This window comes from Aquabacterium sp., assembly GCF_014378415.1.
GTDB lineage: Bacteria > Pseudomonadota > Gammaproteobacteria > Burkholderiales > Burkholderiaceae_C > Aquabacterium.
Genome location: NZ_JACMNS010000209.1, coordinates 1 through 12,140 on the forward strand (window position 1 = coordinate 1; position 12,140 = coordinate 12,140).

The 12,140-nt window shown below is 63.1% G+C and carries 17 protein-coding genes; 6 read left to right on the forward strand and 11 right to left on the reverse strand.

All coding sequences use genetic code 11. The features are described 5' to 3' along the window. Positions 1 to 121 precede the first annotated feature (121 nt). On the reverse strand, positions 122 to 433 hold the full coding sequence (locus H7225_RS17945; protein ID WP_290664374.1) for a hypothetical protein: 312 nt from the start codon (positions 431 to 433) through the stop codon (positions 122 to 124). 24 nt (positions 434 to 457) lie between these two features. Here H7225_RS17945 and H7225_RS17950 point away from each other — a divergent pair, with 24 nt between their 5' ends. The 5 genes from H7225_RS17950 (at position 458) to H7225_RS17970 (ending at position 4,269) form a co-directional block, all read left to right on the forward strand. After that, complete coding sequence (locus H7225_RS17950; protein ID WP_290664328.1) at positions 458 to 1,171, forward strand: hypothetical protein; 714 nt, start codon at positions 458 to 460, stop codon at positions 1,169 to 1,171. 116 nt (positions 1,172 to 1,287) lie between these two features. Further along, positions 1,288 to 2,019, forward strand: a complete 732-nt coding sequence (gene folE, locus H7225_RS17955) for a GTP cyclohydrolase I (protein WP_290664330.1) — start codon at positions 1,288 to 1,290, stop codon at positions 2,017 to 2,019. Positions 2,020 to 2,029: 10 nt separating this feature from the next. Beyond that, a complete protein-coding gene (locus H7225_RS17960; RefSeq protein WP_290664346.1) occupies positions 2,030 to 2,458 on the forward strand; it encodes a BLUF domain-containing protein in 429 nt (142 codons plus the stop codon). Beyond that, positions 2,459 to 3,415, forward strand: coding sequence for a DUF429 domain-containing protein (locus H7225_RS17965; RefSeq protein ID WP_290664348.1), 957 nt, complete (start codon positions 2,459 to 2,461; stop codon positions 3,413 to 3,415). Next, complete coding sequence (locus H7225_RS17970; RefSeq protein ID WP_290664350.1) at positions 3,412 to 4,269, forward strand: D-hexose-6-phosphate mutarotase; 858 nt, start codon at positions 3,412 to 3,414, stop codon at positions 4,267 to 4,269. The genes H7225_RS17965 and H7225_RS17970 overlap by 4 nt, the downstream gene beginning before the upstream one ends. Here the strand turns inward: H7225_RS17970 and H7225_RS17975 are convergent. Genes H7225_RS17975 through H7225_RS17995 form a run of 5 tightly spaced genes read right to left on the reverse strand, consistent with a single transcriptional unit; the run spans position 4,258 to position 8,482 of the window. After that, positions 4,258 to 4,935, reverse strand: a complete 678-nt coding sequence (locus H7225_RS17975; RefSeq protein WP_290664352.1) for an SCO family protein — start codon at positions 4,933 to 4,935, stop codon at positions 4,258 to 4,260. The two genes, H7225_RS17970 and H7225_RS17975, sit on opposite strands and share 12 nt — an antisense overlap. 8 nt (positions 4,936 to 4,943) lie before the next feature. Then, positions 4,944 to 5,858 carry a heme o synthase gene (gene cyoE, locus H7225_RS17980; RefSeq protein ID WP_290664354.1) on the reverse strand — a complete coding sequence of 305 codons (915 nt, stop codon included), beginning with the start codon at positions 5,856 to 5,858 and terminating at the stop codon, positions 4,944 to 4,946. 28 nt (positions 5,859 to 5,886) lie between these two features. Further along, positions 5,887 to 7,017: a COX15/CtaA family protein gene (locus tag H7225_RS17985; protein WP_290664356.1), complete on the reverse strand. Its 1,131-nt coding sequence runs from the start codon at positions 7,015 to 7,017 to the stop codon at positions 5,887 to 5,889. An 18-nt stretch (positions 7,018 to 7,035) separates the two neighbouring features. Continuing rightward, on the reverse strand, positions 7,036 to 7,740 hold the full coding sequence (locus H7225_RS17990) for a hypothetical protein (protein ID WP_290664358.1): 705 nt from the start codon (positions 7,738 to 7,740) through the stop codon (positions 7,036 to 7,038). After that, positions 7,694 to 8,482: an SURF1 family protein gene (locus tag H7225_RS17995; RefSeq protein WP_290664360.1), complete on the reverse strand. Its 789-nt coding sequence runs from the start codon at positions 8,480 to 8,482 to the stop codon at positions 7,694 to 7,696. Before H7225_RS17995 ends, H7225_RS17990 begins: the two co-directional genes overlap by 47 nt. Positions 8,483 to 8,524: 42 nt before the next feature. On the opposite strand from H7225_RS17995, the gene H7225_RS18000 reads away from it, so the two are divergent. Beyond that, positions 8,525 to 8,740 (forward strand): DUF2909 domain-containing protein, encoded by a 216-nt coding sequence (locus H7225_RS18000; protein ID WP_290664362.1) that lies wholly within the window; start codon positions 8,525 to 8,527, stop codon positions 8,738 to 8,740. Between the two features lie 100 nt (positions 8,741 to 8,840). Here H7225_RS18000 and H7225_RS18005 read toward each other — a convergent pair whose 3' ends face one another. The 5 genes from H7225_RS18005 to H7225_RS18025 all read right to left on the reverse strand — a co-directional run. Then, positions 8,841 to 9,725, reverse strand: coding sequence for a cytochrome c oxidase subunit 3 (locus H7225_RS18005; protein WP_290664364.1), 885 nt, complete (start codon positions 9,723 to 9,725; stop codon positions 8,841 to 8,843). Positions 9,726 to 9,773: 48 nt separating this feature from the next. Further along, positions 9,774 to 9,989, reverse strand: coding sequence for a DUF2970 domain-containing protein (locus H7225_RS18010; protein ID WP_290664366.1), 216 nt, complete (start codon positions 9,987 to 9,989; stop codon positions 9,774 to 9,776). Further along, a complete protein-coding gene (locus H7225_RS18015; RefSeq protein ID WP_290664372.1) occupies positions 9,986 to 10,528 on the reverse strand; it encodes a cytochrome c oxidase assembly protein in 543 nt (180 codons plus the stop codon). The genes H7225_RS18010 and H7225_RS18015 overlap by 4 nt, the downstream gene beginning before the upstream one ends. Positions 10,529 to 10,597: 69 nt before the next feature. Next, positions 10,598 to 10,729, reverse strand: a complete 132-nt coding sequence (locus tag H7225_RS18020) for a cytochrome oxidase small assembly protein (protein ID WP_290664367.1) — start codon at positions 10,727 to 10,729, stop codon at positions 10,598 to 10,600. Between the two features lie 13 nt (positions 10,730 to 10,742). Beyond that, positions 10,743 to 12,140 (reverse strand): cytochrome c oxidase subunit 1 (locus H7225_RS18025; protein ID WP_290664369.1); only part of this gene is annotated, 1,398 nt, incomplete at its 5' end.

A 12,140-nucleotide genomic window follows, 5' to 3' on the forward strand; every position in this document is an offset into this window, starting at 1 on the left:
CTCAATGGCTTGACCCTGGTACAGCCCCAGGCCCAGCGACCAGGGCCGACCGCTGCGGTACTGCTGCATTTGGGCCAGCCGATCTTGCAAGATCTCAAGCGCTTCAAGGCGCGATTGCAGGTCAACACGATTTTCTTGAACCCCACCACCAGACGCCGGCCGCTGGCAGCACCAGCAGGATGCTGCCCAGCACCACCCACGGCATCGCGCGCGAGGGCCCATGAAGACGCGCCTTCCAGGACGCGCCCGCACAAGCCACCACCGCGCGTCGCCCGGAAGGAAACACCAAACAGGCCAGGCCCAGACAGCCCAACACGAAGTACCCAAAAATCCACCCTGCCAGCATATTGTTGTAACGATTGTTTGCAAAAAAGACGTTTAGTCGCTCGGTTGTCTCGGACGCTTCGTAGAATCCGCGCTTTGGCGAAGTCATACAAATCAACACAGGGAGTTGGCGTTGAGCTACCCATCGGGCGACCATCAAGCCCCCAAACCCGGACAAGGCCAGCGGCCCAATCTTGACCGCCCCAGCCTGTTCGCGGGCATGGACGACGAGCCCGCGACCAAAGACAAGCAACGCGTGCGGATTCTATCGACGCTCGAATCAACCCGTCATGCCTCGCGGCCCAGCCGAACCAAAGGCGGTCGGCGCACCAGCAAATCACACCGCCGCAGTTGGCTGCAAGGCGCGCTGTGGGGCGCGATGGGCGTGGGTGTGCTGGCACTGATGGTCGGCTTCGTGCTGGTCATCCAGGACAGCAAGCCGGCGATTGCCCAGGTGTTGCCCGTCCCCACCACCGCGGCCCGCGCGCCAACCTCCGCCAAGCCTGACCACCAGGTGCCCAACGTTGAGGTCACGGCGCCCACGGCCACCGGCCCTGCCGTGATCGAAACCACCCATGCCGACACCCCGCTGGCGGCCTTGAGTGCAGCGCCCGCGACTTCATCGGCCACGGTCCTCGCCAAGTCCACCGAGCCCGAGCGGGTGGCGGTGAACAGCAAGGCCAACGCGGCGCCTGCGGTCAAACCTGCCACGACCACCCTCCCTGCAAAAACAGGCAAGGCTGGGGCCACCGCCAAGGGGCGGGAGGAGGACGTGGCCTTGCTGGAAGCCATGTTCGCGCACACGGGCCGCAAGGCAGCGCCCAAGCCGGTGGCGCCCAAAAACTGAGGCATTCCCCCTGCAAAGTCGGGGCTGCCTGGCATGTAACGCGCACAAGGTCGTAGGGCTTGTTAGCATTGGCCTATCTGCAGACTGCTTGCTTTGCAAAGCCTTGAAAGCGCGCCATGACCACGCCCAACCTCCGCGCCATCGACGCGGCCCATGACAATGACGAAGGCACGCCCGTGTCCGTCAAAATCCGGGAACGCCTGAAAGAAGCCCAAAAGCGCTTTCACGCCAACGACAACATCGCCGAATTCATCGAGCCCGGCGAGCTTGAAAAACTGCTCGACGAGGTGCAGGGCAAGATGGCCGGCGTACTGTCCAGCCTGGTGATCGACACCAACAGCGACCACAACACGCAGGACACCGCCCGCCGCGTGGCCAAGATGTACCTGCACGAGATCTTCAAGGGCCGCTACCACAAGGCCCCTGCGGTGACGGAATTCCCGAATGCGGAACGCCTGAACGAGCTGATGATCGTCGGCCCCATCACCGTGCGCAGCGCCTGCTCGCACCACCTGTGCCCGATCATGGGCAAGGTCTGGATCGGCGTGATGCCCAACGAGCACACCAACCTGATCGGCCTGTCCAAATACGCCCGTCTGATCGACTGGATCATGAGCCGCCCGCAGATCCAGGAAGAAGCCGTCACACAAGTGGCCGACCTGCTGCAATCGCGCATGCAGCCCGATGGCCTGGCCGTGGTGATGGAGGCCGACCACTTCTGCATGCAGTGGCGCGGCGTCAAGGACATGGATTCCAAGATGATCAACAGCGTGATGCGCGGCTCCTTCCTGAAGGACCCCAACCTGCGGCGCGAATTCCTCGCCCTGGTCAACCAAAGAAAAGGCTGAGGTCACCACCATGCTCGTTCGACTGCTCTATGCCAGCCGGGCCCACAAGCCCCTGGCCTCCGACACCATCGAGGCCATCCTCACCGCGTCCCGCAAGAACAACCTGGCGCTTGGCGTGACCGGCCTGCTGTGCCACAGCGGCGACAGCTTTATGCAGCTGCTGGAAGGTGGCCGGGGCGCCGTCAACCAGCTTTACACCAAGATCGCCAACGACCCGCGCCACGGCAACGTGATCCTGCTCCACTACGAGGAGATTGACGAGCGCCGCTTTGCCAGTTGGACCATGGGCCAGGTCAACCTGGGCAAGGTCAACCCCTCGATCTTGCTGAAGTACTCCGAGCGTCCGGTGCTCGACCCTTACGCCATGCCCGGCAAGGTTTCGCTGGCGCTGCTCGAAGAGCTCATCGTCACCGCGTCCATCGGCTGCAAACCCAACTGAATGGCCGGCTTTGACGGCACCGTGCCCAGCACCTTGCTGGGCCTTGACTTCTCGTGCGCGCCTTCATCCCGCAAGCCTTTGACCCTGGCCTGGGGACGGCGTTCAGGCGCGGTCGTCAAGCTGGACAAGCTGGATGAGGTGGCCACGCTGGCGGGGTTGGAGCAGGCACTGGCGAGCGCGCACAGCATGTTGGCCGCGTGCGACTTCCCATTCGGGCTGCCGCGCCCTTTCGTGCAGGCCTTGTGTGATCACCCGCCCAATGATTTCCCAGCCGATCACTTGGCCGCCTTGCGCCAAACTATTCAACAAGCACCGGGGCCAAAGGCCACCGCCGCCGAAACCCTGATCCAGGCCCTGCACGCCCATTGCCGGGACCGCGCCGGCTTTCAGCGCTTGGTTGATGGCTGGGGCCAGACCTGGGACCGGCAACGCGGCGATGGCCCCAAGCTGCTGCACCGCCCCACCGACACCGCCGTGCCCGGCATCAGCAGCACCAGCCCTTTGCAGACGCGTTACGTGCCCGTGGGCAAGATGTACTTTGAAGGCCTGATCCGTTTGGTGCAGGCCGATTTCAGCCTGCCAGGACTGCGCCAGGGCCGCCCCGATGCGCTGGCCTTCGAGGCCTACCCCGGCTTCCTGTCTGGCGAAGTGCTGGGGCGGCGCAGCTACAAAAGCGACCAAGCCGCACCCGCATCGCAACAGCAGGCCCGCCTCATTGCCCGCATGGACCTGGTCGATGCCCTGGAGCAAGGCCGTACCCGCCTTGGCCTGCGCTTGAAGCTCACCCCCGGCCAGCGCGACTTCCTGGTGTCGGATGCCAAGGGCGACCGCCTGGACGCCGCCTTGTGCCTGGTACAAGCCGCCTGGGCACAGCGCGAGGGCGAGGAGAACCCCACCCAGTCGTGGGGCCTGCCCAAAGTCGTGGACCCCATCGAAGGATGGATACTCACGGCATGACCGAGACCATCACTTTCCACGACCACCACGGCCAACCGGCCATCCTGATCCAAGCGCCCGATGGCGCGCAAGCCACGGTGCTGCTGCATGGCGCCCATGTGGTGTCCTGGGTGCCCGCTGGCAGCACTGAACAGCTGTACCTCTCGCCCAAAGCCGACTACAGCGCTGGCAAGGCCATTCGCGGCGGCATCCCTGTGATCTTTCCACAGTTCGAGCAAAAGGGCCCGGACCGCAGCCTGCCCCGCCACGGTTTTGTGCGCAACCGGGCTTGGCAGCTTGAAAGCCAGCGCCAAGGCACCGAGCATGCCCAAGCCACATTTCAGCTCGCGGACAGCGACGAGACCCGCGCCCTGTGGCCGCATGGTTTCGAGCTGGAGTTGACCGTGTCGGTCAGCGGGGCACAATTGGACCTGGAGCTTTACGTGAACAACAGCGGCAACACGGTGTGGCCTTTTTCAGCGGCTTTGCACACCTACCTGGCCGTGGCCGATCTCACCCGCGTGCGCTTGCATGGGCTTGAGGGCCACCCGTACATCGACAACCTGCTGAACAGCGAAGCGGTGGAAGATCACCCGGAAAAAAGCTTCTCGGGTGAGTTCGACCGCATCTATGAAAAGGCCAGCAGCTTGCTGCTCACTGAAGGCAAGCGCCGCCTGCAGATCCAGTCGGACAACCTGCCCGACGCGGTGGTGTGGAATCCGGGCCCGGACCAATGTGCTGCCTTGAGCGACATGCCGGTGGATGATTGGCAGCACATGCTGTGCGTTGAAGCCGCGCGCGTCCTGCAGCCCAAGACCCTGGCGCCCGGCGAGGAGTGGACGGGGCGCCAGTGCCTGACGCTGCTAGCTGCCTGAGCCTGACGCCAGCAACTGCTTGATGTCCGAGGTCAACGCATCCACCCCCAGGCCATAGCGAACGAACAGGCGAACCTGCCCACTTGGATCAAGCACATAGCCACCAGCCGTGTGGTCCATGGTGTAACCCTTGCCATCCTGCGTCGGCACCTTTTGGTAGAAAACCTTGAACTCGCGAGATGCCGCGTTGACCTCGTCCAGCGAACCACGCAGGCCGATAAAGCTGGGATCCATGCCAGTGAGATAGGCCTTGAGCACCTCGGCCGTGTCACGCTCCGGGTCGATGGTGATGAACACGCCCTGCACGCGGTCACCGTCTTTGCCCAGTCGCCGCTTGACCTCGGCCAGCTCGGCCATGGTCATGGGGCAGACCTCAGGGCATTGCGTGAAGCCGAAGAACACGAACACCACCTTGCCTTTGAAATCGGCCAGGCTGCGCTTCTTGCCATCGAAGTCGGTCAGCGAGAGCTGCTTGGCGTAATCTGCGCCAGTGATGTCCACCGACTTGAACGCGGTCGATTGGGCAGGCGCGGCGGCCTCTTTGCTGCCGGCGGTCGCGCCAGTGCTTTCAGAGGAGCGCCGATCGCATCCCACCAGGAAGATCGAAGAGAAGGCCACGGTCAACGCGCAGGCCAGGGCCGCAAAAGACTTGATGTTGGTGGGCATGGGGGGTCTCAGATCGGCACGTAGTGGTCCACCAGCAAGGCCGCGAACAGCAGCATCAGGTAGATGATGGAAAACTTGAAGGTCTGGCGGGCCAACTCGTCGCTGTACTTTCGCCACAGGCGAAAGGCATACGCCACGAACCAAAAGCCCAGCACCAAAGCCGACACCAGGTAAATCCAGCCGCTCATCTGATAGATGAAGGGCAGCAAGGTGCCCGCCAGCAACACAAACGTGTAGAGCAGCACGTGCAGGCGCGTGAACTCATTGCCATGCGTGACCGGCAACATGGGCAGGCCGGCGCGGGCGTAGTCCTCGACCCGGTACAAGGCCAGGGCCCAGAAATGCGGGGGGGTCCACAAGAAAATGATCAGGCAGAGCATCCAGGCCTCGGGGTCAACCGACCCACGCATGGCTGCCCAGCCCAGCACCGGCGGCATGGCACCCGACGCGCCCCCGATGACGATGTTCTGCGGCGTCAAAGGTTTGAGGATCACGGTGTAAATGATGGCGTAGCCCACGAAGGTGGCCAGGGTGAGCCACATCGTCAAGGCATTGACCCACAGCGCCAGGATGACCATGCCCAGCAGGCACAGGCCGCCACTGAACAGCAAGGTTTGCGTTTTGGTGAGCTCGCCGCGCGCCGTGGGGCGCCAGGACGTGCGCTGCATGCGTGAGTCGATCTCTTGCTCGACCAAGCAGTTGAACGCCGCCGCCGCGCCCGCCACCAACCAGATGCCAATGCAGGCCGCCACGGCCGTCAAGGCTTCTGCCTGGGTGGGCATGCCCGGCACCGCCAGCAACATGCCGATCACGGCGCAAAACACAATCAATTGCACCACGCGCGGCTTGGTCAGCACGTAAAACTGTTTGAGACGCGAGGGCAAGCTCATCGCGGGCGGACTGGAGGCAACTGAATCAGTCATGGGGGGGTTCGCAGGGTCAGGCCCGATTTTAAGCGGTGCGCGGAGAAATCGGCGCCCCGCGCGGTTGTACCAGCAAACGCACCAACCACCACACCAGCAGGGCCGCGCCCAAGGTGTGGCCCAAGGCGGCCACCAGCGGCCAGCCCAGCACCACATTGCTCAGCCCAGTGATCAACTGCGCGGCCGCCAGGGCCCACAGGCCGATGGCTTCACGCCGCCACCAGCGCGCACGCCACAAGCCCCAGGCCAGCGCCACCATCGCGCCCAACACCAGCACGGCCGCCAGGCGGTGGACCATGTGGATGGCGGTCAGCCCCGCCAGGGTGATCTGAGCGCCCAGGCCGTCACCACCCAACGGCCTCATCAGGCGAAAACCGGTTTCGAAATCCATGGCGGGCCACCATTCCCCTTGGCACAGCGGCACTTCGCTGCAAGCCAGCACCGCCGAATTGGTGCTGACCCAGCCGCCCAAGGCCATCTGCATCACCGCCAGCGCCAGCACGAACAGGGCCCCATGCCGCAGCGGCGAGCGGCGCCATGCCTGGGCCGCACCCTGATCCACCCTGTCGAGCGTCCGAGCTTGCGCGGTCAACAAGCCCACGCCCAGCAAACCGCCCAGCAAATGCCCGGTGACCACCAGGGGATAAAGTTTCAGCGTGACCGTGAAGGCGCCGAACGCCCCTTGCGCGCACACCCACACGAAAGTCAGCGTGGGCCACCAAGGCGACAGGCTGCCTGGTTTCTTGCGGCCGCACCAGGCCGCGATCATCAGCACCGTGATCAAGGCACCCACGCCGGACGCCAGATAGCGGTGGATCATCTCGATCCAAGCCTTGCCATGCGTGACCGGCCCGCTGGGCAGGATGGCCTGCGCTTGTTCGATCAGCGAGCGCGCCCCCACCGGGCTGGTGTGTCCATAGCAACCCGGCCAATCGGGGCAACCCAGCCCGGAATCCGTCAAGCGAGTGAAGGCGCCAAACACCACCAGGTCCAGGGTCAGGAACAAGGTGGCCAGGGTCAAGGCGCGTTGCCACGCCGGCCAGCCTTGTAGTCCCTCGCGGCGCCCTTTCACCACCACCCACAGCAATGGCAGCGCCGCCAGCAAGGCGCCCACCAGGGCGACTTCCATCGCGGGATTCCAGTCGATCCATCCGCTCATGTTGTGCACCTGCCCGCCTCAGCGGCCGGCGTCGTCCCAGGAATCGTTGGCCTTCATCAGGCGGCTGAGGTCACGCTTGACCTTGCTCATGTCGGGCTGCGCCGGAAAGCGCATCATCCAGGTGCCCTTGGGATCGACCAGGTAAAAGTGCGCGCTCAAGGGCTGCCCGGCTTCAGGGCTGAGCCACTTGGCCAAGTCGCCTTGAGACGTGCGCAACACCGTGGTGCCTTCCAGGCCGGGTTTGAGGGCATCACGCACTGGAGCGCCGTCGGTGATGAGCCAGACACGGTCAACACGGTCCTTGTCCCTGCCCAGCGTCTCGCGCACCTGGCGCTGGTAATACAAATGCTGCTCGCACGCGGCATCACAGGCACCAGCGGCGACCGTCACCAGCAGCCACTGCCCCTTCAGTGAAGACACCGCCAAAGGCTGATTTTGCAGATCCTTGAGCGGCAGCGCGGCGTCGGCTGGCATGTCGTGCGTGGGCAAGATCAGGGTGCCGTAGTTGGCGCGCCCTTCGGGCCGGATCACGTAGTAGGTCAGGTAGGAAGCCACCACCGGCGTGGTGCAGATCGCCCACACCAGCAACATCTTCAGCCGACCCAGGCGGGTGCGCTGGCTCAGTTCGGCTTGCGGTGCCGAGGGCAGGCTGTGCACGCTCATTTGCACCAACGGATCACCGCGTTCGGCGGCGGAGGGGGCTGAGGAGTTGGAACCAGACATACAGTCCTGTGATCAAGGCGGCCAGGGCGAACCACTGGACCGCGTAAGCATGGTGTTTGCCGACATCGGAGGCCGGGGCCGGCCAATCGCGCCGCAAAGGAAAGCCCGACGCGTCGGGGAAGGTTTGGCCCGCCTGCGACGCCTCGGGCAGCAATTGAAGCACCACCGTGGGCGCCACTGCCCTGCCCACCAGGGCCGGCAAGGCGGCGATGTCGATATTCTGGACGATGCGGGGACTTGATGCGGACGGTAAGGCCAAATCAGCGCCCAAACTGTAGGAACGGGACAGCTCGGGCAGCAGGCGCCCGACCAATTGAACCGGGCCCGCCGGGGTCAGGAATGGTGGAGCTTGGGCGCGGTCCTGCGCATTGCGGGGCACCCAACCACGCTGCACCAGCAGCACTTGGGCGGCGCAAGGCCCGGGGCCTTTGAGCTGCATCGCGGTGATGACATAAAACCCAGCCCGGCCGTCCATGGCTCGGTTGTCCAGCAACCAGGTGTGTTGCGGCAACCACTGGCCATTCAACACCACGCGACGGTTCACCAGAGGGGCATCAGCCTGCGCTTCGCAATGCAAGGCGGCATTGTCCAAGGCGGGCAAGGCGTCGCGCTCAGCCACCGCGGCTTGCCTGGCGAGTTTTTCTTCGGCACGGTGCAACTGCCAGCGCCCCAAGGACACGGTCAGCCACACGGCCAGCACGGCTGCCACCAAAACCAAGGCCTGGCGCAAACGCAGGGTCATTGGCCCCCCATTCGCGCAACGCGACCGACATAATGTCTCACCATGAACATCATCATCACCTTTGCATTGCTGGCCATCGTCGTTGCGCTGGCCATGGCCGGCCGAGCCTTGCTCAAGGACGGCCGTGACGGCGCCCCCAAAAGCAACCGCATGCTGCATGCCCTGGCCTTGCGCGTGGCACTGTCCGTGACCTTATTCCTGTTCATCCTGTTCAGCTACAAAATGGGCTGGATCCACCCCACGGGCATCCCGATTTGAATCGCTGAACCTCTGGTCTGAAGTCAAAAGAGCGCCACCTGGGCGCTCTTTTTTCAGGGCCAGTGCCTGGTCGGCAGCCAGCCAGGGCCAAGCGGCTTGCTTAAATCCAGTAGACGACGATGTACAAGCCCAACCACACCACGTCCACAAAGTGCCAGTACCAAGCCGCGCCCTCAAAACCAAAATGGCGTTGAGCGGTGAAGTGGCCCTTGTGCAAACGCAAGGTGATGAACAACAGCATCAGCGTGCCTACGAACACGTGGAAACCGTGGAAGCCCGTCAACATGAAGAAGGTGGACCCGTAGATGCCCGAGGACAACTTCAGGTTGTAGTGAACGTAAGCCTCGTAGTACTCGTAAGCTTGCAGGCACAAAAACACCGAGCCCAGCAAAACCGTGAGCCACATGAAAGCGATGGTCTTGCCGCGGTGGTCTTCACGCAGGGCGTGGTGGGCAATGGTCAGGGTCACGCCCGAGGTGAGCAGCAAGGCCGTGTTGATGGTGGGGATGGGCCAGGGGCCCATGGTGCGGAAGGCTTCCACGCTGCCAGCAGGCGAGGCGGTGGCACCGGCGGCCATGCTGGGCCATAGAGCCTTGAAGTCGGGCCACAGCAGCGCGTTCTCGATGTCACCCAAGGCCGGTACGGCATGCAGCCGCGCCCAATACAAAGCCCCAAAGAAGGATGCAAAGAACATCACTTCAGAGAAGATGAACCAGGCCATGCTCCAGCGGAAGGACATGTCGACGCGGTCGCTGTACTGGCCGCTTTCGCTTTCATGGATGGCATCGCCAAACCAGCGCTTGAGCGTGAACGCCCACCAAGCCAGGCCAAAGGCCACCGAGTAAGGGCCCCATTCCGCGCCATTGACCCACTGCCCAGCGCCCAACGCGACAAAGAACAGACCGATGGCCGCCATCACGGGGTGGCTCGACGGGCCTGGCACGAAGTAGTAGGGAGCTTGCCCTTTGGGAACCGCTGCCGACATGTTGTTCTCCTGGATACCGTTACTTGAAAAAATTGAAGACGAAACCCATCAATTCGCCACGCCGCTGGTCACAACCCAGCGCACGAGGAAAACCAGCACCATCACGAACACGGCCCCGCCCAGCAAGCCGACGACGATCAGGTGCGCGGGTTTGATCCGGGCGATGTCTTGCGCCTGTCCGGACGCCTTGCGAATGCCGAAAAAAGACCAAGCGACAGCTTTCACTGCCTGTCTGAAGGAGCCCTTGGGCTGATGCGCGCTCACACGCCCCCCTTCGGCGCTGCAGGCACCTTGCCGCCCACCTCGAAGAAGGTGTAGGACAAGGTGATCGTGGTCACATCCTTGGGCAATTGGGGATCAATCACGAACACCACCGGCCAGCGTTTGGTCTCGCCCGGCTTGAGGATGTACTCGTTGAAGCAAAAACACTGCAACTTGTTGAAATGCGCGGTGGCTTGCTTGGGCGCGTAACTGGGGATGGCCTGCGCGGCCATGGTCCGGTTCTGCGTGTTGCGGAACTCGTACATCACCGTGGTCAATTGCCCCGGGTGCACTTGCAGGGACCGCACCTCAGGCTTGAACTCCCACACGCCCCGGGCATTGGCATCGAACTCGACCGAAATCGTCCGACTCAAATCCACCTGGGTATTCGGCCGCATTTTGGCCGACACGCCGGGAATATCCCGCTCAGTCAGGGACAGCACATTGATGCCCAGCGCCTTGCAGATCGACTTGTACATGGGCACCATGGCATAGCCAAAGCCGAACATGAGGCAGGTCACCACCAACAACTTGCCCACCATGCCCAGATTGGCTTGGCGCAGATGCAGCATCCGGGCAGACAGGGTGACTGGCTTGGCGCTCATGGTGCGTCAGTGCTTGAGCAAGACCAACCGGGTGATGAAGCCCACGAAAAAGACCAGGGCCACCGAGCCCAGGATCAATCCCAGGCGCAGATTGCGCGAGCGCAAGGCTTTTTGGCGGTCAGGGGTGGTCTGGGTCATCTTGATCACCTGCTTAGCCAATCACACGAGTGGCCGTGGGATCCAGCTTGGGCGGAGTCTCGAAAGTGTGGAAAGGCGCTGGCGAAGGAATTTCCCATTCCAGGCCTTCGGCACCATCCCAGGGACGGGCCGGGGCCGGCACGCCCTTGCCACGCATGGCCGGAATCATCACGCCAAAGATGAAGTACACCTGAGCGAAGCCGAAGGCAAACGCACCGATGGAGGCCAGCTCGTTGAAGTCGGCAAACTGCATGGGGTAGTCGGCATAACGACGCGGCATGCCGGCCAGACCCAGGAAGTGCATCGGAAAGAAGGTGACGTTGAAGGCGATCAGCGACCACCAGAAGTGCAGTTGGCCCTTCCAGTCGGGAATCATCACGCCGGTCCACTTGGGTGCCCAGTAATAGAAGCCGGCGAACAGCGCGAACAGCGAGCCAGCCACCAGCACGTAGTGGAAGTGGGCCACCACGTAGTACGTGTCTTGCAGCTGCGTATCAATGGGCGCCATCGACAGGATCAGGCCGGTGAAGCCACCCATCGTGAACACGAAGATGAAGCCCACGGCCCACACCATCGGGGCCTCGAACGTCATGGAGCCGCGCCACATGGTGGCCACCCAGTTGAATATCTTCACGCCCGTGGGCACCGAGATCAACATCGTGGCGTACATGAAGAACAGCTGGCCAGTCACGGGCATGCCGGTGGCGAACATGTGGTGGGCCCACACGATGAAGCTCAGGATGGCGATGGAGGCCGTGGCGTACACCATGGATTCGTAGCCGAACAGCTTCTTGCGGGCAAAGGCCGGGATGATCTGACTGACGATGCCGAAGGCCGGCAAGATCATGATGTAGACCTCGGGGTGGCCGAAGAACCAGAAGATGTGTTGGTACATCACCGGATCACCGCCGCCAGCGGGGTTGAAGAAGCTGGTGCCAAAGTGGCGGTCGGTCAGCGTCATGGTGATGGCGCCGGCCAGCACGGGCATCACGGCGATCAACAGGTAGGCGGTGATCAGCCAGGTCCACGAAAACATGGGCATCTTCATCAAGGTCATGCCGGGCGCGCGCATGTTCAGGATGGTGACGACGATGTTGATCGAGCCCATGACCGAGCTGGCACCCATGATGTGCATGGCGAAAATGCCAGCGTCCATCGAGGGGCCCATTTGCAGGGTCAGCGGTGCGTACAGCGTCCAGCCTGCGGCGGGTGCGCCACCGGGCATGAAGAAAGAGCCGACCAGCAGCAGCGAGGCAGGAAACAACAGCCAGTAGCTGAAGTTGTTCATCCGCGCGAAGGCCATGTCGGAGGCGCCGGTCTGCAGCGGGATCATCCAGTTGGTCATGCCCACGAAGGCCGGCATGATGGCGCCAAACACCATGATGGTGCCGTGCATGGTGGTGAACTGGTA